The sequence below is a fragment of the uncultured Lutibacter sp. genome, from assembly GCF_947495725.1.
GTDB lineage: Bacteria > Bacteroidota > Bacteroidia > Flavobacteriales > Flavobacteriaceae > Lutibacter.
This window is the reverse complement of sequence record NZ_CANLZZ010000002.1, coordinates 470,978-496,442: the sequence shown is the minus strand read 5'-3', so window position 1 is coordinate 496,442 and position 25,465 is coordinate 470,978. Positions and strand designations below refer to the sequence as shown.

At 31.7% G+C, this 25,465-nt stretch carries 19 protein-coding genes and 1 tRNA gene; 1 reads left to right on the top strand and 19 read right to left on the bottom strand.

The window, feature by feature from the left end; genetic code table 11:
- Positions 1–4 precede the first annotated feature (4 nt).
- From Q0776_RS05735 to Q0776_RS05645, 19 genes are all read right to left on the bottom strand, one after another.
- The gene (locus tag Q0776_RS05735) at positions 5–4,339 is read right to left on the bottom strand and encodes a CusA/CzcA family heavy metal efflux RND transporter (RefSeq protein WP_298365913.1); all 4,335 of its coding nucleotides are present in this window, start codon (positions 4,337–4,339) and stop codon (positions 5–7) included.
- Between the two features lie 123 nt (positions 4,340–4,462).
- Entirely contained in the window at positions 4,463–4,774 is a 312-nt protein-coding gene (locus tag Q0776_RS05730) for a DUF6660 family protein (protein WP_090120002.1), read from the bottom strand.
- A gap of 298 nt (positions 4,775–5,072) precedes the next feature.
- Positions 5,073–5,747: an ATPase gene (locus Q0776_RS05725; RefSeq protein WP_240241938.1), complete on the bottom strand. Its 675-nt coding sequence runs from the start codon at positions 5,745–5,747 to the stop codon at positions 5,073–5,075.
- Between the two features lie 53 nt (positions 5,748–5,800).
- Positions 5,801–6,472 (bottom strand): hypothetical protein, encoded by a 672-nt coding sequence (locus Q0776_RS05720; protein ID WP_240241939.1) that lies wholly within the window; start codon positions 6,470–6,472, stop codon positions 5,801–5,803.
- Positions 6,473–6,519: 47 nt separating this feature from the next.
- Positions 6,520–6,798 carry a helix-turn-helix domain-containing protein gene (locus Q0776_RS05715; protein WP_090119995.1) on the bottom strand — a complete coding sequence of 93 codons (279 nt, stop codon included), beginning with the start codon at positions 6,796–6,798 and terminating at the stop codon, positions 6,520–6,522.
- A 366-nt stretch (positions 6,799–7,164) separates the two neighbouring features.
- Positions 7,165–8,010 carry an RteC domain-containing protein gene (locus Q0776_RS05710; RefSeq protein WP_240241940.1) on the bottom strand — a complete coding sequence of 282 codons (846 nt, stop codon included), beginning with the start codon at positions 8,008–8,010 and terminating at the stop codon, positions 7,165–7,167.
- Positions 8,011–8,066: 56 nt separating this feature from the next.
- Positions 8,067–9,335: a site-specific integrase gene (locus tag Q0776_RS05705; RefSeq protein WP_240241941.1), complete on the bottom strand. Its 1,269-nt coding sequence runs from the start codon at positions 9,333–9,335 to the stop codon at positions 8,067–8,069.
- Positions 9,336–9,670: 335 nt separating this feature from the next.
- Positions 9,671–9,755: transfer RNA gene (locus tag Q0776_RS05700), tRNA-Ser, on the bottom strand.
- A gap of 4 nt (positions 9,756–9,759) precedes the next feature.
- Positions 9,760–10,290, bottom strand: coding sequence for a ribosome maturation factor RimM (gene rimM / locus Q0776_RS05695; protein ID WP_298365909.1), 531 nt, complete (start codon positions 10,288–10,290; stop codon positions 9,760–9,762).
- Between the two features lie 12 nt (positions 10,291–10,302).
- Positions 10,303–10,881 (bottom strand): 30S ribosomal protein S16, encoded by a 579-nt coding sequence (locus tag Q0776_RS05690; RefSeq protein WP_298365907.1) that lies wholly within the window; start codon positions 10,879–10,881, stop codon positions 10,303–10,305.
- Between the two features lie 191 nt (positions 10,882–11,072).
- Positions 11,073–11,648: an RnfABCDGE type electron transport complex subunit A gene (locus Q0776_RS05685; protein WP_298365905.1), complete on the bottom strand. Its 576-nt coding sequence runs from the start codon at positions 11,646–11,648 to the stop codon at positions 11,073–11,075.
- A 2-nt stretch (positions 11,649–11,650) separates the two neighbouring features.
- Positions 11,651–12,256, bottom strand: a complete 606-nt coding sequence (locus Q0776_RS05680) for an electron transport complex subunit E (RefSeq protein WP_298365903.1) — start codon at positions 12,254–12,256, stop codon at positions 11,651–11,653.
- Between the two features lie 2 nt (positions 12,257–12,258).
- Positions 12,259–12,855 (bottom strand): RnfABCDGE type electron transport complex subunit G, encoded by a 597-nt coding sequence (locus Q0776_RS05675; protein WP_298365901.1) that lies wholly within the window; start codon positions 12,853–12,855, stop codon positions 12,259–12,261.
- A gap of 2 nt (positions 12,856–12,857) precedes the next feature.
- Entirely contained in the window at positions 12,858–13,865 is a 1,008-nt protein-coding gene (locus Q0776_RS05670) for an RnfABCDGE type electron transport complex subunit D (protein WP_298365898.1), read from the bottom strand.
- 1 nt (position 13,866) lies between these two features.
- Entirely contained in the window at positions 13,867–15,195 is a 1,329-nt protein-coding gene (rsxC, locus tag Q0776_RS05665) for an electron transport complex subunit RsxC (RefSeq protein ID WP_298365895.1), read from the bottom strand.
- Positions 15,188–16,144: a Fe-S cluster domain-containing protein gene (locus Q0776_RS05660; RefSeq protein ID WP_298365892.1), complete on the bottom strand. Its 957-nt coding sequence runs from the start codon at positions 16,142–16,144 to the stop codon at positions 15,188–15,190. The genes rsxC and Q0776_RS05660 overlap by 8 nt, the downstream gene beginning before the upstream one ends.
- Before the next feature lies 1 nt (position 16,145).
- Positions 16,146–16,595 carry a SoxR reducing system RseC family protein gene (locus Q0776_RS05655; protein WP_298365890.1) on the bottom strand — a complete coding sequence of 150 codons (450 nt, stop codon included), beginning with the start codon at positions 16,593–16,595 and terminating at the stop codon, positions 16,146–16,148.
- 249 nt (positions 16,596–16,844) lie between these two features.
- Positions 16,845–19,871 carry a hypothetical protein gene (locus Q0776_RS05650; RefSeq protein WP_298365888.1) on the bottom strand — a complete coding sequence of 1,009 codons (3,027 nt, stop codon included), beginning with the start codon at positions 19,869–19,871 and terminating at the stop codon, positions 16,845–16,847.
- Positions 19,872–19,939: 68 nt separating this feature from the next.
- Positions 19,940–20,683, bottom strand: coding sequence for an outer membrane lipoprotein-sorting protein (locus Q0776_RS05645; protein WP_298365887.1), 744 nt, complete (start codon positions 20,681–20,683; stop codon positions 19,940–19,942).
- 180 nt (positions 20,684–20,863) lie between these two features.
- Between Q0776_RS05645 and dnaE the strand changes: the two genes are divergently transcribed.
- On the top strand, positions 20,864–25,462 hold the full coding sequence (dnaE, locus tag Q0776_RS05640) for a DNA polymerase III subunit alpha (RefSeq protein ID WP_298365886.1): 4,599 nt from the start codon (positions 20,864–20,866) through the stop codon (positions 25,460–25,462).
- The last annotated feature ends 3 nt before the right edge of the window (positions 25,463–25,465 follow it).

Genomic DNA, 25,465 nt, shown 5'->3' with positions numbered 1-25,465 from the left:
TTTCTTATTGATTAAAATATTGTAGTTGAAATGTGCTTTCTAAATAGTTTATTAAAGCTGTTTGTGCATCTAGCTCGGATTGAATGGCTTCTTTTATTAATTGTGTGAAGCTAGTGTATTCTATTTCGCCTTCTTTGTACGCCAGTAAAGCACCTGTTTTTTGTTCCTTTGTTAATGGCAATACCTGGTTTTTGTAAAATTCCCAAGAGTTTTTCCATTTGATATAATTTTCTTTAGCTTGAACAAATTTTGATTGTACTTCTTGCTTTTTGAATTGGACATTGGCTTCGGCTATCTCTTTATCAATTTTGGTACTTCTAATTTGTGCTTTGTTAGTACCAGACAAAAACGGAATGGAAATACCTGCTTGATAACTGTAAAACCCAGAAGTTCCTTCTACTTTTTGTAAACCACCTTGAAGATTGAATTTTGGTAAATTATCAGCTTTTGCTACTTTATAATTGGCTGCTGCTTCATCTACAATGTTCTGCGACATACTGTACAACGGATGGTTTTCAATATTGAACTTTTCAATGTTTAAATCTATTGCAGAATCAAATTCATCAGAAACAGTAAAAATTTCATCTGAAACCAACCATAAATTTAATTGCTGTAGAGCGATTAGATAATCACTATATGCTTGCATTTTTTTATTTTGAATTTGAAAAGCTTGGTTTTTAGCGGCTGAATATTCTAATCTTGAAATCGCTTCTACTTCATAATTTAACGCAACAGCTTGCTCGAAATTGGAATAAATGGAATCCAATTCCATATAAAGATTATAGTTTCTCTTCATTTGATAACATTTTGACCAGGCCTTTTTAACTTCTAATTCTAATTCTAATACAGAAAGTTGATAAGCTTTTTGTGCTAATTGTACTCGTTGTTTTTGTAACTTCCTCTTTGAACCAATACCAAAAATATTTATATCGGATTGACCAATACCAATGGTTGTGTAGACTCCTTCATCTCCATTAATTTCTTCACCACCTGTAAAGACTTCAGTTGTACCTAAATCATAAGCAGTAGCTTTTAATTGTTCCTGTTTTGTGATTTCTAACTGTTTTTGCTTTAACAATGGGTAATTCCTTTTAGATAGTTTTACCGCATCCATTAAGGTTATTTCTGGAAGTGTATTGTTTATCTGTTGTGCATTACTTTGTTCAGAAACACCAAACATTAAAAGCAAAACTGCTGTTGCTGTAACCAACTTTTTATTCGGAATAAATTTAAACGATTTGTTTTCTACCCAATGGTATAAAATTGGTAAAACGAATAAGGTTAGTAATGTAGAAGTTAATAAACCACCAATAACAACAGTTGCTAGTGGGCGTTGAACTTCTGCTCCGGCAGATGCCGAAATCGCCATAGGTAAAAAGCCTAATACATCTGTAAAAGCTGTTAGCATAATTGGTCTTATTCTTCGTTTTGTACCTTCAATAATTCTATCTTTAAGGTTGGTAACACCCTCTTCTTTTAATTCATTCAAACCACTAACCATTACCAATCCATTTAAAACTGCAACCCCAAATAGTACTATGAAACCAACACCTGCTGAAATACTAAATGGCATATCTCGTAACCATAAAGCTACAACACCACCAATGGTTGCCATAGGAATAGCTATGTAAATCATTAAAGTTTGTGGCAATGATTTCAATGCAAAATAAATTAACACAAATATTAGTAATAGTGCAATAGGTACAACCGTTTGTAATCGGTTACTTGCACGTTCCAAATTCTCAAAAGCACCACCATAACGAATGAAATAACCAGATGGTAATTCTAATTGTGCATCTAATTTTGATTTTATTTCATTTACTAATGATTTTACATCGCGACCTCTCACATTTACACCCACATAAGTTCTTCTGTTTGTGTTATCTCTACTAATTTGCATTGGTCCTGCTTTATAACTTACATCAGCTATTTCACGCAGTGGAATTTGAGTTCCCGAAGGTAGGTTGATGTACAAGTTTTGGACATCTGAAATATCTTTTCGGTTTTGAGAATTTAAACGAACTACTAAATCAAAACGTTTTTCACCTTCAAAAATAACACCTGCTATACCACCTGCAAATGCTGATTGTACTGTTTGATTTAAGGTATTTATATGAAGTCCGTATTGTGCTAATTTATTTCTATTGTAATTAATAGTCATTTGTGGTAAACCTGTTGTGGCTTCCGCTTTCATATCACCAATACCTTCTGTACCTGCAATAATTTTAGATATTTCTTCTGCTTTTTGAGATAGAATGTCAATATCTTCACCATAGAGTTTTATGGCAATATCTTCTCGCACACCTTCAAGTAATTCATTAAAACGCATTTCAATAGGCTGGGTAAACTCATAATTAACACCTGGAACTATTTCAACAGCTTCTTTCATCATCTCTATCAATTCATCTTTTGAAGTTGTTGTGGTCCACTCACTTTTAGGCTTTAGAATTACAAAAACATCTGCTAAATCCATTGGCATTGGGTCTGTTGGAATTTCAGCTACACCAATACGACTGACTATTTTTTCAACTTCCGGAAATTTAGCTTTTACAATTTGCTCTATTTTTGTAGTTGTTTCAATGGTTTCTGTAAGTGAACTTCCTGGTTTTAATATGGCGTGAAATGCAATATCACCTTCATCAAGCTGCGGAATGAACTCACCACCCATTTTTGTAAACATAAAAACTGCAATTGCGAATAGCACAACTGCACTACCTATAATCCACTTTCCTTTTTGTAATGCTCTTTCCAATAAAGGTTGGTATTTGTCTTCTACCCATTGTACAAATTTATCTCCATAAGATTTTTTATTGTTTTTCGGAGCTCTTAACACTAGTGCAGACATCATTGGCACATAGGTAAGACAAAGCACCATCGCTCCAATCATAGCGAAAATGAAAGTCATAGCCATTGGTTTGAACATTTTTCCCTCAATACCTTGTAAAGCCAAAATTGGAAGAAAAACAATAAGAATAATGAGCTGACCAAAAAATGCAGCATTCATCATCTTTTTAGAAGCATTAGAAGCTACTTTGTCACGTTCTTTTGCTGTAAGACTCTTCTTTTTTAATATTTGGGATGTAATTAAGAATACTGTACTCTCCACAATAATTACAGCACCATCTACAATAATCCCGAAATCAATAGCTCCCAAACTCATTAAATTTGCCCAAACATCAAATACATTCATCAATATAAATGCAAATAATAATGATAATGGAATTGTTGAAGCTACTATTAAACCACCTCGCCAATTACCTAATAAGAAAATAAGTACAAATATTACAATTAAAGCTCCTTCAACAAGGTTGTTTGACACTGTAGATGTTGTTTCGCCAATTAATTTACTTCGATCTAATAATGGCTGAATGATGATTCCTTCAGGTAATGACTTTTCTATTTGAGCCATTCGTTCTTTTACATTGTTGATAACATTATTGGAATTAGCGCCTTTAAGCATCATTACTAAACCACCAACAACTTCACCTTCTCCATCTTGTGTTAATGCACCATAGCGAATTGCAGCACCAAATTGAACTGTCGCAATATCACCAATAGTTACTGGAATATTATTAACGTTTTTGACTGTTATTTTTTTAATGTCTTCTAAACTACGCACCAAGCCTTCTCCACGAATAAAATTTGCTTGATGGTTTTTTTCAATGTAAGCACCACCTGTATTTTGATTGTTAGCTTCAAGTGCATTAAATACATCTGTAATAGTTAAACCAATAGCGTTTAAATCGTTTGGATCAACAGCTACTTCGTATTGTTTAATTTTACCACCAATGGCATTTACTTCAACCACACCTTCTACCATAGCCATTTGTCGCTGTACAATCCAATCTTGCATAGAACGTAGGTCTGCAATACTATATTTGTCTTTAAACTCTGGTGCTACTTTTAATGTATACTGGTAAATCTCTCCTAATCCAGTTGAAATAGGTCCCATTGATGGTTCACCAAAACCTGCAGGAATTTGTTCTTTAACTTCGTTTAGTTTTTCTGCTACTAATTGTCGAGGTAAATATGTTCCCATATCATCGTCGAACACAATAGTAACAACCGATAAACCAAAACGAGAAATAGATCTAATTTCCTGTACATTTGGAAGGTTGCTCATTGCTACTTCAATTGGGTAGGTTACAATTTGTTCAATATCTTCTGTACCTAAATTTGGGGCTTGTGTAATAACCTGTACTTGGTTATTGGTAATATCTGGAACAGCATCGATGGGTACTTGGGTCATACTCCATATACCTGCTCCAATAATGGTAAGCGTAAGCAAACCAATTATAAATTTGTTATTGATTGAAAAATCAATGATTTTATTAATCATAGAAAAGGTGTTAATTCAGTTAAACTTTTTGATTCAATTCTTCTAATAAAATTAGAATTACTCGAGTTGAAAAGAACCTTTAAAGGTTCAAAATTGGATATAATTATCCTAGATAAAACTGAATTATGCCCTTGGAGGCTGTAAAATAGAAGTAGAATAATTTGTTTCTAAACCGTTTAGGTAGAAGAAATTTTGAGTATAATAATTATTTACATCAAGTTTTGTATAAGTGAATTGAAACTGTATTACATTAATATGACAACAATGACACATACAAAAAGGGGAGCATAAATCTGAATCTTGATGTTGATGCTCGTCACCATTAGTTTGTGAAATTTCTGTTTTAACATTATCATCAATTTCACTATTATCTACACAAGGTGTAAAATTAAGTGCGAGAATATAAATTGATAATATGAATGCTATAAATTTCATTGTAGCAAATATATAAATTATTTAATGCAATGGCATTGCAAATAAGTTAACGCAATATATAAACTACTTTTTAAGGTAGTTTGATTTTGTTTGATACTACAAAATAGAAAAATGTTTTTTTTGATTTTAGGAAGATAATGCTATATTTGAGTATTAGGTTTTCATAGGCCTAATCTTTTTCATAGCAATTTTTTTTAACCCACTTCTCTTGAAGTGGGTTTTGTTTTTTCATTCCACAACAAACAACCTAATATAATTGGTGGGACCCTGAACCAAGTTCAGGGTGACGAATAAAAAGTTATTTTCTTTTATCAATTGAGTTTTCATCAAAGCTAATTAAATTAAACATTGTTCTCATTCTGCTTCTCACCCTGTTTCCGTAACGTTTTTCAATTTCTTGCGCGTTGAGGTTCGTGGTTATGTGGGTTAACACCTTCTGACTGCGTTCAGGATTACGCATAAATAAATCGTAACGAGAGAGCAAGATTTCACCTAATACATTGCACTCTTTTGCGTAGTGGCTACCTGTTGGTTCTACTCCTAAATCATCGAAACAATAGTTTTGAGTTTGATTGTATTTTTCAAAAACAGCATAACCTTTTGCATTGAAATTGAAAACAATATTCCTGGAGGGAATGAGTTCGTAATTAGTTTTGTGTGGCGCTAGATGTAAAAGTAATTTCATTAGTGATGTTTTTCCACAACCTACTGGGCCAGATAGTAATAATCCTTTATTGGTGTCTATTCCCATTTGTGCACAACTATAATGATCCTGGATAAAGTAATTGCATAGTTTGAAAAGTAGAGGTTCGTCTTCATTGTAGATTTTGAAATTTTTACCGAATAGTATGTGACCTTTGATGTTGAGGTAGGTTTTTATTTTTTCAAAATCGTAATGGACTGTGTTGTTTCTTATTTCTCCTATTTGGAATTTTGATGTTCCTTCGATTTTTATGTGTGGTTGTGGTTTCATAGTTTTTATTTTCCAAATGATGAGATTCCTGCCTACGCAGAAATGACAGAATCTTATAAAGGTTCGTTATAGTTTTTGTTTTGGTTGGTGTGGAGGTTGTCTTGAAAATGGTCAAGTGGTAAATCTGTGTTTTGATTTGTTTTTGATTCTTTTCGTTTTGAAATAGTAAATTCGTCTATTTTTAACATCCAACTCTCTGCTGCAGCTTGCCAATTTTCAATTGGATTGTTTCCTTTTTTCCATCCTACAGATTCGTAGTAATTGAAAAATTTTTCTGCTTCTTTTTCTGACCAATCCTTTTTTTTAAAAAAATTGAAAACCTTTTTTAGAGAGAGAGGTTTATTTATGTTTATAGTATGTTTATTAATGTTTATATTAGATACCAGCGCTTGTTCATTTATGGTAGAGTCTAAATACAAATCTTGCTTATCACTTGTACTGAAATTAAACAACTTCACTTTACTGCCTTTAAACGGATTGTGAGAAGGACTATAAATAATGTATTTCCAATGACTTAACTCTTTAATACAACGATGATATGTTGTGTTAGAACCGATTTTAGAAAACTTCATAACTTCTTCTCGATTTATATAAAATTCATCTGGAAATCGATTGTAATTCCAAATCTGAAATAAAGCAATATATAGGCTAATATGTGTTGGATTTAAACGAGTATCTTTTGAAAATTGATGAAAGATACCGTTGAGATGTTTTATGTAATTCATAGGCTCTAAATAGTAAGATTCTGAACAGGTTCAGAATGACGTTATTCTTAAAATTTGTTATGAATACTGTTTTCTTTCATTACGTTTTCAATTTCTTCTGCATCGTAGAAAATGATCCCTCCAATTTTTGTGTACGGTAGTGTTCCGTTAATTCTTAAAGTTTGAAGTGTTCCCGGACTTACTTTCAATATTTTCATTAATTCTGCTGATTTTAAATATTTTTTTTGAGGTGCAGCAGTTGTTTTTTGAAGTAAACTTTTAATGTCATCTAATAGTTCAATTTTAAACTCTCTTAAATCATCAGTTGTTATAATTTGTGTTGGCATTGATTAAGTATTTTTTAAATTAATAATTGTTTATAGCGATTTGACTTTCGTGCTACAAAGCTTAAAAGTTTTATTGAGAATCTTTAGGTAGTCATTAGGTAGTACCTAAAAAATTTAACATTTTAAAAATTTTAACTTACTGAATGACAAGAGTTTAAAAACTTTGCATTTTAAAAAAAGTTAGAATTTATAATCACACTGGATTCAATTTCAATAAAAAGGTATGTTTATAAATAAAAAGAGATGATTTTTTAATAAAAAATCATCTCTTTTTTTCAATTTTAGGTAGTCGTTAGGTAGTCCTATTTATTATAGAACATATAAAAACCATAACCAACACTAAAACAGTAATTTAACAACAATACTTTAATTAGATTCAATTCTATTAATGAGTCCAATTTTTAAAGAATCTATAAATTTTGTTTGATCTTTCTCTCTAGCTTTAATTTGCTCAAAAACTTTATAAATATTACCTAATTCAATTTCAAAAAGTAGTTCAATTACATTTTTAATTTTTTTTAGTTCTGCTCTTCCATTTCTTAAAACACCTGACTCTTTTAAAGCGAAAATTAATTCAACTAAATCCGTTTTAGTTCCTGTCCAATTTAGATCTCTTAAAATGGCTGGTTTAACCTCTTCGATAACTACATCATTTGATTTCTTGTTTTTAAGTATTTTCAACTCGTTAGAAAAAAATGCAATTAATAAATCGTGTGCAATAATTTTTGATACAAGGTAATCGTGACTGGTTGTAAATTCCGGATCTTTAAAGTGATGCGAGCTATCGATAAATAAATCTAATTGTTCGATATCTCTTAAAAAATAAAGGTGGTCTAGTTTATCTTCTTTTAACCTATAATACTTTACAAATTCCAACTGTTTCCATTTTCTCCTATCTAACCTATCAAGTTCATTGCTAATGTACTTCTGTTGTTTTGAGTTACCAGAAATTGGTTTTTCAAGTAAATAATTATGTAACCATTTAAAGTACTGGAGTCTCCCTTCTACATACGGTTTTTGATATTTAAAAAATGTTATTTCTTCTTTTTTTGAAGGGAATTTTTTAGTCCTTACAAGTGTGCTAAATTCATTTAGACACGTTCTTGAAAGTACAATACCTTGTTTTAAAATTGTTAGATCTTTTAAATTAGATTTTTCAATTAATACAATAGATTTTTTATACCGATTAAAGGCAATAGTAGTTTTTTTCATATAGGTTTTTCAATTTTTTTAAGCATTTAAAAATAAAAAAAAAACCTATAAATTAGTTAGCTGTTAGATTTCTTCTGAACTACTTCTGAACCTTGCTCTGATTTGGTATTTAATAACACTTTTAAAGCATTCATATCATCACTTACTTTTCTTTCAATTACTCTAGCATAAATTTGAGTTGTAGCAATTTTTGTGTGTCCTAAAATTTTAGAAACGGTTTCAATTGGAACGCCATTTGTTAGCGTTACTGTAGTTGCAAATGTATGGCGCGCCATATGAAATGTTAGGTTCTTTTTAATCTTACAAGCATCTGCTATTTCTTTTAAATAACTATTTAATTTTTGATTTGATAACGCAGGAAAAACGGTACCATTTAGAGCTGCTCTTTCATTATTTCTGTATTTATCAATTAAGTATTGAGCTTGGTCTAGTATTGGTATTTTCACTGGTGTATTTGTTTTTTGTCTTTTGGTAATTATCCATTTATTACCATCAATCCCAAAAACCACATTGTCTTTTTTAAGCTTCATAATATCAACATATGCAATACCTGTGTAGCTGCTAAAAATAAAAAGATCCTTTACTAAATCTAAACGTTCAATATCTGTGCTATAGTTTTCAATACTTTCAAGTTCTTTTTTTGATAAAAACTCACGTTCCTTTTTAATAAATGAAGGTTTATATTTAACAAATGGGTCTCTTTCTATCCATTCCATATGAAAGGCCATAGTTACCATTTTTCTTAAGCGTTGAATGTGTTTTATGATGGTATTATTACCTATTCTTTTCTTATTTCTTGAAAGTTTATAGCCTCTTAAGAAATTGTCAAATTGCACAACAAATGAATAATTTAGGTCTCTCAAGTAAATATCTGAAGTTTTGTATTCTTTCAGTACGAACTCCATTAAATAACTCTGGGTAGTTTTATAAAGGCCAAGTGTGGCTTTATTTAACTTGTGAGCAAAATTAGTATTATGATAATCAATAATATTTTGAAGCGAATAATATTGTTGGTCGGTTCCTAAAAATCGAGCTTTAATAGCTTCAGCTGTTATTAATTTTCTTTCATTAACTAATTCCTGGTATGCTTTGAAAATTGAAGCTTGTGTTTGGTCAATATAATTATTGATAACTCTAGCCTCTTGACTGTTTCCTTTAATTTTGGATTTAGATTTATCCCAAGATTCTAAAAGAACTTTTCTTTTTAGGCTAATATTAACTCGTTTCTGATTAACCGTAATTCTTGCGAATAAATCCGCTTCGTTATTTTTGGCACGTGAAGCATTAATCCAAATTAGGATTGAAAAAGTGTTTTGGGTTTTCATAGTTGTCGTCTTTTTAAGTTTAACTTTTTTTAAAGACGAAAGTCAAATCAACTATGGATATTGGCCCTAGTAACAAATGTATAAGATTTGTTGACCAAATCCTACCTTATTCTCATTAAATTATGTACTGTTTCACCGTTTTTAAAAATACATTTTATCAGTATTTACAGTATCTACAGCAATAATTCGGTCAACAAATTTACTTTTTTTATTTGTTGACCGATTTGTTGACTTATTTAATGAATTTAAATCAATATATCTGTTAACTCCTAAAATTCAAAACCCCGTAAAACCTATGGTTTGCTGTGTTTTGATTCAATTTGTGTTCATTTTCGCAGAGAGGAAGGGATTCGAACCCTCGATACGTTGCCGTATACACACTTTCCAGGCGTGCGCCTTCGACCACTCGGCCACCTCTCTAATTTTAGTTGTTTAAATATAAGTCTATTAAACCTTCAGGAGTTTCAACAACAATTTTTTTATTATCTCGATCAACTTTTTTAATAAAATCATCAATCATTGGAATAAAAATTTCTGTTCCGTTAGCATTTATTTCAAATAAGGGTTGTGCAGAAGAATCGTTTACTCCTGTTACAACTCCAACATAACCGTGATTAATATCCTCTATATCAAAACCAATTATCTCGTGAAAATAAAATTTATTTCCTGTTAATTTCGGTAGAAATTCTAAAGGTAAATACAATTCGGAACCTAAAATAGCGTCAGCATCTTCTTCGCTATCTACATCTTCAAACCTTATTCTTAATTGATTTCCTTTTTGAAGTAAGCTTTCATCAATAAAAAATGGAACCAGATCATTGCCTAAAGCAACAAATACTGATTCCAAATTTTTATAAAGTTCGGGTTCATCTGTATCCAATTTGGCTACAATTTCACCTCTAAAACTGTGTTTTCTTACGATTTTGCCTAAATAAAAACAATCTTCTTTACGCATTATCGCAAAAAATTAAGCTTCTTCGCTTGCAGCGTTTTGTGCATCATCAATAGATTCTGGACCTTTTTCTTCTACAGGCTCTGCTTTTGCAGCAGCTTCAGCAGCTTTTGCATCAGCTTCAGCTTTAATTGCAGCTTCTTCTACTTCTTTTGCAGCAGCAGCACGCTCTTCGTTTATTTTTACTTCATTAGCCAAAATTGCAGCTTTTGCATCAGCCTGAGCTTTAGCTAAACCATCAACCTTCGCATTTACTTTTCCTGCCTTTTCTTCTACCCAAGCTTGAAATTTTTCTTCAGCTTGCTCTTCAGTTAAAGCGCCTTTTCTTACACCACCAACTAAGTGATTTTTTAGCATAGCACCTTTATAAGATAAAATTGCTTTTGCAGTATCAGTTGGCACAGCACCATTTTGTAACCATGTTACAGTTCCATCAATATTTAAATCAATTTGTGCTGGATTAGAATTTGGGTTATAAGTTCCCAATTTCTCTAAGTATTTACCATCTCTTTTTGAACGTACATCTGCTGCTACGATCCAATAAAATGGTTTTCCTTTTTTACCGTGTCTTTGTAATCTAATTTTTACTGGCATTCTTTTTTAATTTTTAAGGTACTCGACCTTGGTTATAAATTTTAAGTCTGCAAATATACTTAGTTATTTTTAAATAACGTATGCTATTTTATGATATTTTAATTTTAAAGATAAATTTATAACTATTTGAAAGTCAAAAGATTTAACCTAGATTAAATTCGCATTAACAATCGCACATAATAAACTAACATCTAAACTAAACCTGTAAAGCCTAAAAATGCTAAAGATAAAAGTCCTGCAACCAATAAATTAATTGGCACTCCCTTCATTCCTTTTGGAATATTTGCAAGTTCTAAATGCTCTCTAATACTTGCAAAAACAATTAAGGCCAGCGCAAAACCAATTGAGTTAGACACTGCAAAAAATACGGCTTTTAATAAACTTCCACCATCTAATCCTAACGCTAAAATCGCTACACCTAAAACAGCACAATTTGTTGTTATTAACGGCAAGAAAACTCCTAATGCCTGATATAATGGAGGACTAACTTTTTTTAGAATTATCTCTACCATTTGCACCAATGCTGCAATTACCAAAATAAATGTTATTGTTCTTAGATAGTCTAAACCAGCCGGCACTAATACAAATTCGTGTAATAAATAAGTTACCATTGTAGCCAATGTCATTACAAATAACACAGCACCAGACATTCCAACCGAAGTAGATACCTTACTTGAAACACCTAAAAACGGGCAAATTCCTAAAAACTGAGATAGTACAATGTTGTTTACAAAAACAGCAGCAATAAGTATAATTATATAATCCATTTTTAAGTTGTTTTAGTTGAAATTTTATTGAATAAAACGGTTAAATAGGCCAAAGCTATAAATGCTCCTGGAGGTAAAATAAATAAAATAAACGTGTTGGCATCTTCAGCTACAAATTTCAATTCGAAAATACTTCCACTTCCTAAAATCTCTCTGGCTGCACCTAACACAGTTAAGGCAATTACAAAACCTAACCCCATTCCTAATGCATCAATAATTGATGCCAAAATATTGTTTTTTGAAGCAAAAGCTTCTGCTCTACCTAATATTAAGCAGTTTACTACAATTAACGGAATAAAGATTCCTAATTGTTCATATAAAAAAGGAATAAATGCTTCTAAAACCATTTCTACTATAGTTACAAATGATGCTATAATTATAATAAATGCAGGAATACGAACTTTGCTTGGTATTTGCGATTTTACCAATGAAACTACTATATTAGACATTAACAATACAAATAATGTTGCAACTCCCATGCCCAATCCGTTAAATGCCGAAGATGTTACACCTAACGTAGGACACATACCTAACAGCATAACAAACACCGGATTTTCTTTTACAATTCCTTTTAAGAAATTTTGTTTTTGATTTATAGTTTCTGCCATCACTATTCGTTTTTAGATTGAGTGGTTGAACTTTCTTTCATATAAATATCGTAAGCCATTTGAGCAGCTTCACCAAAAGCCCTAGTTGTAATTGTTGCTCCTGTTAATGCATCAACTTCTCCCTGATCTTTTTTTGGTTTTAAATTAAATGTTGAAGGGTTTTTACCTCTAAATTGTTCAATAAACTTATCATCTTTCATTTTTGTTCCTAGACCTGGAGTTTCTTTTTGATCTAAAACTTCTATATTTTGAATACTTCCATCAGGTTTAAAACCAACCATAATTTTAATTAACCCACTAAATCCTTTTTCTGAAGACCCAATAACAGCTGTCCCAACATTAGTTGAACCCATTTCCGCTGAATAAATTTCAACACTATCTTTGGCTAAATCCGATTTTATAAGTTTTACATTTTCAACTGGATTATTATCAAATTCAGGTAAAACTAATTTTAATGCATTAATCTTTCGTTCTATTTTCCCTTTTTGAATTGGCCCAACGGTTAATTCGTTAACAAAGCCTAATGAAAAACCTGCAACTATAGTAATTGCCAATAAGGAAACCACCATATTTATAAATGTATCTTTCTTCTTACTCATAATTACACAATTTTAGCTTTGATTTTTGAACCAAATCTTCTTGGTTTAAAGTAGGTATTAATTAGAGGCACAAATGCATTCATTATTAAAATAGCAAATGAAACTCCTTCTGGATATGCTCCAAATAATCTAATTACCACTGTAATTACTGCAATACCAATTGCAAAAATCACCATTCCCTTCTTTGTCATTGGGCTTGTAACTAAATCTGTTGCCATATAAAAAGCTCCCAACAAAGCACCTCCAGATAATATATGAATTAAAGGACTTGCATAACTCTCTGGGTTTATTAACCAAAATATTCCAGTCATAACCGCCATTGTAACCAACATTGTTATTGGAATATGCCAGGTAATTACTTTTCTAGCCAAAAGATAAATACCGCCAATTAATAAAGCTAATGCAGACATTTCTCCAATTGACCCTCCAGATAACCCTAAAAACATTTCAAGATTAGAAGGTAAATTTGCACTAATATTTGTCATTGTTTCACCAAACATTAAACCCTCTTTTATTAAACCTAATGGAGTTGCCCCTGTAACGGCGTCTGCCAATACAGTTTGATTTTCTATAGCAGTTGGCCAAGTTGTCATTTGTACTGGAAATGAAATTAATAAAAACACACGTCCAACCAAAGCAGGATTAAATATATTGAATCCCAATCCTCCAAATGATAATTTCCCTACTCCAATGGCAAATAAACTACCTACAATAATCATCCAAATAGGAATACCTGAGGGTAAGTTAAATGCCAATAACATACCTGTTATTAATGCAGAGCCATCTCCAATGGTAACTTCAGATTTTAACAAAAATTTCTGAATTAAATATTCAAAAACTATACATGAAATTACTGCAGCAGCAGTAACTATAAAAGCTCCAATTCCAAACACATAAAGTGAAACTAAAAAAGCAGGAATTAATGCTATCACCACATCGTACATCAACTTTTTTGATGTTCTGTCTGAATGCACATGCGGTGAGGCCGATACTATAATAGGTTGACTCATTTTAATTTTTAGAGGTTTCTAATTTTTTTACAATACTTTTTCCAAAGCGGATATAATCTAATAACGGACGATGAGAAGGACATACATAACTACACGATCCACATTCGATACATGTCATAATATCTTCATTTGAAGCTTTTTCGTATAATCCTTTTTCCGAAAGATTCATTAACAAATGAGGCTCAAGTCCCATAGGACAAACAAAAACACATTCACCACAACGGATACAATTTTTTGCCTCTCCTCTACTCGCTTCATTTTCATCTATTAGCAAAATTCCCGAGGTTCCCTTGGTAACCGGTACATCTGTATTTTTAATAGCTTTTCCCATCATTGGGCCACCATTAACAAGTTTCCTGGTTCCTTCAGGTATTCCTCCAACTTCGGCTATCAAATCTTTTATTGGAGTTCCTATTTTAACCCAAAAGTTTGAAGGATTTTCCATTTTCTTTCCTGTTACGGTAACAACTCGCTCCATCAATGGTTTATTATGTTGAATTGCTTCATATACCGCGAAAACAGTACCTACATTATTTACAACAACTCCAACATCCATTGGCAATCCATTTTTGGGAACTTCACGACCCAAAATAGCTCGTACTAGTTGTTTTTCACCACCTTGAGGGTATTTAACTTGTAAGGCTGCAACCTGTATTCCAGGTTCGTTTTTTGTTAATTCTTTAAACTGATTAATTGCATTTTTCTTATTGTTCTCAATTCCAATTATTGCCTTATCAATGTTTAAAGCTTTCATTAAAATTTTTATTCCAACTATAATTTCTGCAGTTTTCTCTAACATCAATCGGTGATCCGCAGTTAAATACGGTTCACACTCAACACCATTAATAATTAGATAATCTAATTTTACACCTTCTTTTACATTTAATTTAACATGTGAAGGGAATGTTGCTCCTCCCAAACCAACTACACCAAAATCAGCTATTTTTTTAACTATTTCCTTTGACTCTAATTTAATTTCGGTTAAAAGAGGGTATTCTGTTTCAACAAAATTGGCTTCATTTTTAGCATCGGTTCTAATAACAATACATTGTTTTTTATAGCCACTTGTATCAATTATTTGATCAATTTTTGTTACCGTTCCAGCAACAGGAGAATGAATATTTGAAGAAACAAAACCTCCTGATTTTGCTATTACTTGACCAATTTCAACTTTGTCTTTTTTATCTACAACTATTTCAGCGGGAATTCCAATATGCTGAGCAATTGGTACAGTAACTACCTTGGGTACTGCCATTCTTTTAATTCCTTTCTCGGCTGTTAATTTATTTTCGGGAGGATGAATTCCTCCTTTTGGGAATGTTTTAAGCATCCGTTTTTGGGTTTTCTGATTCAACTTTAGCTACAACTTGTTCTTTTACTACAGCTACTTTTTCTACTTCTGTTTTTTCAACAACCTTCTTTACAACTGGTTTTTTCTCCACCACCTTTTTGGGTTTTTTTGGAGGAAAATTAGTTTCTATTATTGAGTGTGTTGGACAAACCTCTACACATTTTCTACATAGAGTACATAAAGCTGCATCTATATAGGCTAAGTTATTTTCCATTGTAACGGCGTCTTTTGGACAAATATCTTCACATTTCGAACAGCCAATACAAGCTACCGCACAAGATTTTTTTGCAATTCCACCTTTATCTTCATTTAAACAACCTACAAATATTTTTAAATCGCGCTTATTACGTGGTCGCATTTCTATAATATCACGAGGGCAAGCTTTTACACAAGCACCACAAGAAGTACATTTATCTGTATCAATTACTGGTAAACCTGTAGCTTCATCCATGTACATAGCATCAAAATCACAAACTGCTACACAATCACCATCGCCTAAACAACCATATTGACAATCGGTTTCACCACTATAAACCATTGCCGAAATAGCACAAGTTCTTGGGCCTTGATATTCTGTTGTTTTTGGACGAACATCACAACCACCTTGGCAACGCAAAACTGCTACTGTTGGATCTTTTTCTGCAACTTCTTTTCCTAATAATGCTGCAACTTGCTTCATTACATCATTTCCTCCTACTGGACAAAACAATTCTGAAATATCTTCTGTATTCACTAATTTCTCTGCAAAAGATTTACACCCTGGAGAACCACAACCCGCACAATTTGCACCCGGTAATATTTCATCAACTTCACCAATTAATGGGTTTTCGTATACATAAAACTTTTTTGACACTATATACAACACCAACGCTGCAACAACTCCCAAAGAAGCTAATAACAACACACTATATAAAACTGAATCTGTCATTCTAATTAAATTTTAATATTGAAATTTGAAATGCCTTTTGAAATTTTTCTTTCAATACAAAAAGCATAAAATAATATGGAACTAAAATTGCTAACGAAATTAATCCGGCAATCCATTCTTTAAGAAATAAAGAAGTAATAATAAGTACAAGAAACATTAAAATAAAAGGAAAAACATAAGCCCAAAATACAGCTTTTAATCCTAATTCTCTTTTTAGAAGTACATCTACAGGTTCATTTATTTTAAATGATTGCGTTGAATTAAAGACCTCTATTTCTTTATCGTTAGAATCAGAAACTCCACAAGCAGATTGTGCTTTACAGCCTTCACAATTTACATTACCTTTTAACGAAATCGTTATAGCATTTTTAGAAATTTTTGAAACTATTCCTTCGTGCTTAACTAAATTAGTTGCTTTGGTTTTATAACTGTCTAAATCCAGTTGAGTCATAATCAATCTTCTACATTATCTTAAAGACGTAAAATTAAATTAACTTTTGAGTATAAAATATGACGTTTGTTAGGGTTTTTTAAAAATTAAATTTTTTGTAATATTTGTTACAGTTATAATTCGCTGTAAATCACCAAATTGGTTAACCAGCTTATAATGTTAGTTATACGAAAATATTTTAATTAACTAGAAAATTTAGAATGATTATAAATTAATCATAAAAAAAGAGCCCTTAAGGCTCTTTTTTTTTTACTTTACAAACTCATCAAACGGTTTGAGTTGAAGATTATTAAGAAATTTTACTTTCTTTTTTATTTTTGAATATTCAGTTTTTGCTGTCTCAAATCGCTCAACTATAATACTTAAACTTTCTAATTCTGAATTCGAAGGCTTATCATAATTGGTTGCTAGCTTACTATACAAATCAGCCATTTTTTCTCGTAATTGAGGTTCAGCGCTTCCAACGTAGTTATCGCCAGTTGTAATAACTAAAGTTTCTTTTAACTCATTTAATTTAGTCAATACCTTTTTCAATTTTAATTCTTTAGCTTTTGCTATAATTTCATCCATTTCATAAACCATATAAGCAAGCTCTTGGGTCATATCATACATTTTCATAATTGTATTGTGTTTTACCTCTCTGTCTTTTTCTGATAAAGTAGATTTAGGATCGTAGATAACATCAAATGTATGTTCGAAGGTTTCTTTTCCTTTTTTAAGTACTGCCTTATAAGTTCCTGCTTGTACTTTTGGCGCAGTAAACCCACCAAAACTAAAGGTTTTTCCTTTTGCTGTTTTTGGTTGTTTCATTCGGTAATTCCAATTAACAATATTTATTCCTTTCGATTTTCCTGGACCTAATTCACTTAAAACATTCCCTTCTAAATCTTGAATCTCAAGTGACATTTTACCAAACGTGTGCCTCTTTTTTAAATAATATTTTAGCTGAACTGCTCTACTTGGATTTTCTCCAACAAACTGTGTCTCGGCGCCAAAAGAACCAGAAAAACTTCCTTCTTCAAATATTACAGTTGGTTCGTTTTTAAAGAAATATAAATTCTTATGTAATAAATCCTGATTAATTTCTCTCAAAGGAGAAATATCATCAATAATAATAACACCTCTACCATGCGTTCCCATTACCAAGTCATTAGTTTGTTTTTGCAAGTCAATAAAATGAACTGCCACAGAAGGCATATTATTTGTAAATTTATTCCAGTTTTTTCCACCATTAACTGTAATGTATAAACCAAATTCTGTTCCTAAAAACAATAAATCTGGATTCACGTAATCCTCTTGAATATTTCTTACAAATCCTACAACATCATCCGAAATAATATTCTTCCAAGTTTTACCAAAATCGGTGGTTTTATAAGCATATGGTTTCATATCATTCATTGTATGTCCATCAAAAACTGCATAAGCGGTGCCTTTATCAAAACTACTAGCTTCTATATGGTATGTCCATGTATTTTTTGGCAATCCATTAATATTATCAACTGTATTAGTCCAAGTTTTCCCACCGTCCTCGGTAACTTGTACATTTCCATCGTCAGTTCCTACCCAAATAACGTTTGCATCTAAAGGAGATTCAGCTATTGTAAAAATAGTAGTATGATTTTCAGCTCCCGAATTATCTTTTGAAAGCCCTCCCGAATTTTCTTGTCCTTGTTTTAAAGGATCGTTAGTTGTTAAATCTGGAGAAATAATTTTCCAAGTATCACCCATATCTTCCGATTTATGCAAAAATTGACTTCCCATATAAAACCGATCTGGCTGATGAGCACTTGTTGCCATTGGAGCATTCCAGTTAAAACGTAATTTTTCGACCCCCTTTTGTGGTAATGGCTGAATGGTTTTCACTCTTTTATGCTCAACATCATATCTCCAAACATTTTCAGCTCCTTGCATTTCAGAATAAATTATATTTTTTGTTGGGTGCTTTAATACTCTAAACCCATCTCCATTTCCTATAGAATTCCAATCTCTTGCTTGTATTCCTCCTGGTGATGATGAGGGACCGTACCAGCTACCATTATCTTGTAAACCTCCATAAACATTATAAGGTTCAGCATTATCAACACTTACATGATAAAATTGTGATAAAGGTAAATTTTCAACAATTTCCATAGTTGTTCCACCATTCCAAGATCGATAAACACCTCCATCGGTACCAGCATACATTCTATCGGAGTCATTAATATCAAAAGTTACATCGTGTATATCACTATGCATTTCACCTAAATTTTTAAATGTCTTTCCTCCATCTCTAGAAATCGAGCCACTTAAACCACCTTTAACAACAACTTCTGGATTTTTTGGATCTACAACAATTCTAGAAAAATAAAATGGTCGTACTGTAATTCCAAAATCGTTATTTAATTGCTTCCAAGATTCTCCGGCATCATCACTTCTATACAAACCTTTCTTTTCATCCTTTTCAGCTTCAATAACTGTGTACAAAATATTAGAATTTGATTTTGCAATTGCTATTCCTAATCGCCCTAATTTCCCTTCAGGAAAACCTTTCTGAATTTTCCTCCAATTTATTCCACCATCTGTTGATTTGTATAAAGCACTGCTTTCTCCTCCCGATTTAAAAGACCAACCGGTTCTACGAAATTCCCACATAGATGCGTAAAGAATATTACTATTATTCGGGTCCATTAATAAATCTGAACAGCCTGTTTTTTGATTTGTGTACAATATTTTATTCCAAGTTACACCTCCATCTGTAGTTTTATAAACTCCACGGTCTTCACTATCGCCCCAAAGTGCGCCTAAAACACCAACATAAATTTCTTTTGAATTCTTTGGGTTAACAACAATACTAGTTATACGCTCCGATTTTTCGAAACCCATTTTTGTCCAATTTGCCCCTCCATCAATAGATTTATACATTCCATCTCCTATGGAAACACTATTTCGTGTCCAAGTTTCTCCCGTTCCAACGTAAATGGTATTATCCGGATCATTTGGATCAATAGTTACAACTCCAATTGATTGGCAATAATCATCAAAAATAGGATTAAACGTTGTGCCTCCATCATTTGATTTCCAAACTCCTCCACCTGCGGTACCTGCGTAAATTATTCTATTATTTGTTGGGTGATTTTCTAAATCATTTATACGACCACTCATTAAAGCAGGTCCAATATGTCTGGCCGAAATATCTCCAAATAGTTCTTTTCCATTTAAAACAATTTCTTCTTGAGCACTTAGTTGAAATGAAAAAGCGACAAATAAAAAACCGCAAACTAAAATTATTTTTTTCATAATAGATTGAATTAGTTAATAAAAAAAATCCTCAAATAAGATTTGAGGACTTTTAAAGTTTAAAATTGTTATTCTGCCGGAAATGTAAAAACACTTGCGTCAACTTCAGGGTTTAATTCTATAGTTGTAATAGTTAAAGGAGCTCCTGGCTGACCTTTTACACCTTGAGTCATTGAAAACGGAAAATAAATACCATCAACCTCTTGATAATCACTCATTGTCACTTCAGAAATCATTCCCTTACCTTGCCCTGCTTTTATCTCTTTTTGAATAGCAATTGGAACAAAATTTTCTTTATCAAAGAAGTAAAAACTTACGTCATCTTCCTTATTTCCATCTATAGTAACCGGCTCTTTTGTTAATTTAATTTTAAAAGTCTCTGCCCCATCAATTGTTTCATTACCTAATAATTCAACAGTATATCCTTTATCTTTATAGTCAATAAAAGAATCTGGAAAATCATTAGAATTTAACTTCATATTTGCCGTTGTCTCAGCATCATTTTTTTCTGCTTTCATGGTCATAAAATTATGTCCCCATAATGTTTCACCATCAAAAACTCCTTGTTTTATTTCTTTCCCTTGAAAATTAATAACTGTCATTTGTTTTCCATCTGAAAATTGAAATATTTCCAATGGAATTTCCATCCCTTGCTGACTAACTTTTGCAGTCATTTTAATACCCTGAATACTTTTAAGGTTTTCTAGACCACCAATATTTTCAAAATAATTTTCTAAAATTTCATCTGCAGTTTGTGCTTTTACTCCCAAACTTGCCATAATAACTAATAATAATAAAGTGATTTTTTTCATTTTCCTCAATTTTATAATTTATAATACAATCCATTAGATGCCTAAAATATAAAAATGTTACAATAATTTTAATAAATTTTTGTTTTAATTAGTGCTGTTAATAAAAAAAGAACCCTAAAGAACACTGCCAACTTTTAAATTCATATTTTTGAAATTGCATTTTCAAACTCTATTTTATTCATGTTTTTAATATTTGATACTGAGACTACTGGTTTACCTAAAAATTGGAACGCACCAATTACAGATACAGACAATTGGCCTAGATGTATTCAAATTGCATGGCAACTACATGATAAATATGGAAAGTTAATTGAACATCAAGATTTTTTGATAAAACCCGATGGATTTAACATTCCATATGATGCTGAGCAAATACATGGAATTTCCACCCAATTAGCTGAAGAACAAGGTGAAGATTTAGAAAAAGTACTTTATTTATTTAATGACGCATTATCAAAATCAACTTATGTTGTTGGTCAAAATGTTGAATTTGATGTAAATATTATGGGCTGTGAATATCACAGAATGGAAATACAGTCTGCAATGACTACTTTACCCGTTTTAGATACTTGTACAGAAAAAACAGCATTACTTTGTCAAATTCCTGGTGGTAGAGGAGGTAAATTTAAATTACCAACTTTAACTGAATTACACCAACACCTATTTAACACTCCATTTTCAGAAGCACACAATGCAACTGCCGATGTTGAAGCAACAACTCGCTGTTTTTTAGAGTTAATTAGACTGGGAAATTACAATTCGGAAGAAATTAAAATTGAAGAAAACTTCTTTCAAAATTACAGAGATTTTAACAAGGAACTTACTAAAGTTATAGGACTAAAACACTTAAACCTTAAAAAAGAAAGTGATAAATTAAAATCAACAGAACAACCCTCAAAAAGTACAACAACCGCTGTTGAAATCTCTGAAGATTTAGCAAAAGCATCATTTGCTCATTTACATTGTCATTCTCAGTTTTCCATTTTACAATCCACTTCAAGTATCGATGATTTGGTTAATTCTGCAATAAATGGAGGAATGAATGCCATTGCTATTACCGACACTGGTAATATGATGAACGCTTTTAATTTTATTCAAGCAGGATTTAAGCATTATTCTGAAGCCGATGCACACAATAAAAAAATAGATTTAACAAAATCAATTAAAAGTAAAATTTTAAACGGTGAATTTGTTGATTTAATTTATAAAGACACAGAAGGAAATGAAGTAACCTTTGATGTTAACAATTCTGAAAAAGAGTTTGAAACCATTAAAGAAAGGTTAAACAAAGGAGATAAAATTGAGTTAGAATATGTAATCTCTAGAGACGAAGATGGTAAAAAAGACGAAACAGAAAGTGTTGATTTAGACTTTGACCAAAATGATTATCGTATTCCTTTTAAACCAATAGCCGGTTGCGAATTTAACGTTTGTGAAGATCATACTAATAAATCGCAAAAAGATAATGGATATCAAATAGTGCTGCTTGCTAAAAACAAAAATGGTTATTTAAATTTAGCAAAAATGTCATCGAAATCACATACCGATGGCTTTTATTATGTTCCACGAATAGACAAAAAAATAATTGAGGAGTACAAAGAAGATGTAATGGTACTTTCAGGAAATTTATATGGAGAAATACCAAATAAAATATTAAACATAGGTGAAGCCCAAGCTGAAGAAGCATTAATTTGGTGGAAAGAGCAATTTGGCGATGATTTCTATTTGGAATTAATGCGACATGGACAAGAAAATGAAGACCATGTTAACGAAGTATTGATTCAGTTTTCAAAAAAACATAACGTAAAATTAATTGCAACAAATAATACCTTCTATACCAGACAAGAAGAGGCAAATGCACATGATATTTTACTGTGCGTAAAAGACGGTGAAAAAACAGCTACACCAAAAGGGCGTGGAAGAGGATTTAGATACGGATTACCAAACGATCAATATTATTTTAAGAGTGAAGACGAAATGAAGGAATTGTTTAAAGACATTCCTGAATCTATTATTAATATTCAAGAAATAATTGATAAAGTAGAAGTTTTTAAACTAAGTAGGGATGTTTTACTTCCTAAATTTGATATTCCCGAACGTTTTGTTGACCCCCAAGATGAAATTGATGGAGGTGTTCGTGGAGAAAATGCTTTTTTGCGTCACCTAACCTATGAAGGTGCAAAAATTAGATATGGTGATGTTTTAAATGAAGACACAATTGAACGACTAGATTTTGAGCTCGAAATTATTAAAAAAACTGGTTATCCAGGTTATTTTTTAATTGTTTGGGATTTTATTTTAGAAGCTCGTAAAATGGGAGTTTCAGTAGGTCCGGGACGTGGTTCTGCAGCAGGATCAGCAGTGGCATACTGTTTATGGATTACAAATATTGACCCTATTAAATACGATTTACTTTTTGAGCGTTTCTTAAATCCCGATCGTGTATCAATGCCCGATATTGATATTGATTTTGATGATGAAGGAAGACAGCGTGTAATTGATTTTGTAATTGAAAAATATGGCGCACCGCAAGTTGCTCAAATTATTACTTATGGTAGTATGGCAGCTAAATCTTCCATTAGAGATACGGCAAGAGCATTGGATTTACCTTTAAATGAAGCCGATAGAATTGCCAAATTAATTCCTGGAGTTAAATTACAACACATTTTTGGTGAAGACCCTAAAAGTAAAGGTAAAATTAAAGGCTTAAAAGCTGAAGATTTAGTTGGCGTTGAAGAATTAAGGAAGCTTTCGGAAGGTAGTAATTTGGAAGCGGAAACCATTAATCAGGCTAGAAATTTAGAGGGTTCCATTAGAAATACTGGTATTCACGCTTGTGGAGTAATTATTACTCCCGAGCCTATTACAAATTTAGTTCCTGTTTCAACGGCCAAAGATTCAGACATGTATGTTACGCAATTCGATAACGGAGTTGTGGAAAGTGCTGGTCTTTTAAAAATGGATTTCTTAGGACTAAAAACCTTAACCTTAATAAAAGATACTGTTAAAATTGTAAAAGCAAAACATGGTATTGATTTAGTTCCCGATGATTTTCCCTTAGATGATGAGGAAACATACAAATTATTCCAACGAGGTGAAACTATTGGTATTTTTCAATACGAATCTCCAGGAATGCAAAAGCATATGAAATCGTTAAAACCAACTGAGTTTGCCGATTTAATTGCAATGAATGCTTTGTATCGTCCTGGACCAATGGAATACATACCTTCTTTTATTGATAGAAAACACGGTAGAGAGGAAATTACCTACGACTTAGATGATATGGAAGAATACCTAAAGGAAACCTATGGTATTACTGTGTATCAAGAGCAAGTAATGTTACTTTCTCAAAAATTAGCTGGATTTTCAAAAGGTGATGCCGATATGCTTCGAAAAGCAATGGGTAAAAAAATATTTGCGCTACTAGAAAAACTGAAACCCAAATTTATTAATGGCGGTAAAGAAAAAGGACATGACGAAAAGATTTTAGAAAAAGTTTGGAAAGATTGGGAAGCTTTTGCTGCATATGCATTTAATAAATCGCATTCAACATGTTATGCCTATATTGCTTATCAAACTGCATATTTAAAAGCACATTATCCTGCGGAATATATGGCTGCTGTGCTTTCAAATAACATGAACGATATTAAACAAGTTACATTTTTTATGGAAGAATGTAAACGCTCAGGAATACCAGTTTTGGGTCCAGATGTTAATGAATCATATTATAAGTTTTCTGTAAATAAAGAAGGTGCTATACGATTTGGAATGGGAGCCATAAAGGGTGTGGGTGGTGCTGCTGTAGATTCTATTATAGAAGAACGTAAAAAAAACGGCAATTTCACATCTATATTTGATATGACCAAAAGAGTTGATTTAAGGGCTTGTAACAAAAGAGCTTTTGATGGTTTAGCTATGGCTGGAGGATTAGATTCTTTTGCAAATGTTCATAGAGCGCAATATTATGCAACCGATGAAAAAGGAGTTACATTTCTTGAGAAAGCAATTCGATTTGGAAACAAATACCAAGAAAATAAAAACTCTTCTCAAATTTCTATGTTTGGAGAAACTTCAGAAGTTCAATTTCCAGAACCAGAAATTCCACAAGCCGAAAAATGGGGAATGATGGAAGAACTTTCTAAAGAAAAAGAACTTGTTGGAATCTATATTTCGGGTCACCCATTAGATGATTTTAAAAATGAAATAAAATATTTTTGCAATGCATCAGTTTCTGTATTTAAAGAAGATTTAAATAAATATGTAGGTGCCAATTTAACTTTTGCAGGAATACTAACCGATGTGCAGCATCGAGTATCTCAAAATGGTAATGAGTGGGCTTCTTTTGTTGTTCAAGATTTTGGCGACAGTCACGAATTTAGAATTTTTAAGGATGCTTACCTAAACTTTAAACCTTACTTATACGAAAATGCATTTAGACAAATTAAGGTAAATATTGCTCCTGGTTGGAGAAATAAAGATGGTAATATTGGAGAACCCCGTATTAATTTTACTGGCATTCAAATTTTACAAGATGTTTTAGAAAAACAAGCAAAGAAAATTACCTTACATATTGATATTGAGAAATTAAATGAGATAAAAATTAATGAATTGAAAAACTTTTTTAAAAAAAATGAAGGGTCAGTACCAATTGATTTTATTGTATACGATTTAAAAGAGCAAACTAAATTAACAATGCCGAGTCGATCAACCAAGGTGCATGTTTCTAATGATTTTTTAAAGGATTTAAAGGAAGTTCATCCAAGTTTTAAAGTGAGTTAATTT

Coding starts and splice junctions, on each gene's coding strand:
- rimM (WP_298365909.1), bottom strand. CDS start 10,290: ATGCGTAAAGAAGATTGTTTTTATTTAGGCAAAATCGTAAGAAAACAC.
- Q0776_RS05715 (WP_090119995.1), bottom strand. CDS start 6,798: ATGCCAACACAAATTATAACAACTGATGATTTAAGAGAGTTTAAAATT.
- Q0776_RS05690 (WP_298365907.1), bottom strand. CDS start 10,881: ATGCCAGTAAAAATTAGATTACAAAGACACGGTAAAAAAGGAAAACCA.
- Q0776_RS05705 (WP_240241941.1), bottom strand. CDS start 9,335: ATGAAAACCCAAAACACTTTTTCAATCCTAATTTGGATTAATGCTTCA.
- Q0776_RS05730 (WP_090120002.1), bottom strand. CDS start 4,774: ATGAAATTTATAGCATTCATATTATCAATTTATATTCTCGCACTTAAT.
- Q0776_RS05660 (WP_298365892.1), bottom strand. CDS start 16,144: ATGACAGATTCAGTTTTATATAGTGTGTTGTTATTAGCTTCTTTGGGA.
- dnaE (WP_298365886.1), top strand. CDS start 20,864: ATGTTTTTAATATTTGATACTGAGACTACTGGTTTACCTAAAAATTGG.
- Q0776_RS05685 (WP_298365905.1), bottom strand. CDS start 11,648: ATGGATTATATAATTATACTTATTGCTGCTGTTTTTGTAAACAACATT.
- Q0776_RS05710 (WP_240241940.1), bottom strand. CDS start 8,010: ATGAAAAAAACTACTATTGCCTTTAATCGGTATAAAAAATCTATTGTA.
- Q0776_RS05675 (WP_298365901.1), bottom strand. CDS start 12,855: ATGAGTAAGAAGAAAGATACATTTATAAATATGGTGGTTTCCTTATTG.
- Q0776_RS05670 (WP_298365898.1), bottom strand. CDS start 13,865: ATGAGTCAACCTATTATAGTATCGGCCTCACCGCATGTGCATTCAGAC.
- rsxC (WP_298365895.1), bottom strand. CDS start 15,195: ATGCTTAAAACATTCCCAAAAGGAGGAATTCATCCTCCCGAAAATAAA.
- Q0776_RS05650 (WP_298365888.1), bottom strand. CDS start 19,871: ATGAAAAAAATAATTTTAGTTTGCGGTTTTTTATTTGTCGCTTTTTCA.
- Q0776_RS05725 (WP_240241938.1), bottom strand. CDS start 5,747: ATGAAACCACAACCACACATAAAAATCGAAGGAACATCAAAATTCCAA.
- Q0776_RS05655 (WP_298365890.1), bottom strand. CDS start 16,595: ATGACTCAACTGGATTTAGACAGTTATAAAACCAAAGCAACTAATTTA.
- Q0776_RS05720 (WP_240241939.1), bottom strand. CDS start 6,472: ATGAATTACATAAAACATCTCAACGGTATCTTTCATCAATTTTCAAAA.
- Q0776_RS05735 (WP_298365913.1), bottom strand. CDS start 4,339: ATGATTAATAAAATCATTGATTTTTCAATCAATAACAAATTTATAATT.
- Q0776_RS05680 (WP_298365903.1), bottom strand. CDS start 12,256: ATGGCAGAAACTATAAATCAAAAACAAAATTTCTTAAAAGGAATTGTA.
- Q0776_RS05645 (WP_298365887.1), bottom strand. CDS start 20,683: ATGAAAAAAATCACTTTATTATTATTAGTTATTATGGCAAGTTTGGGA.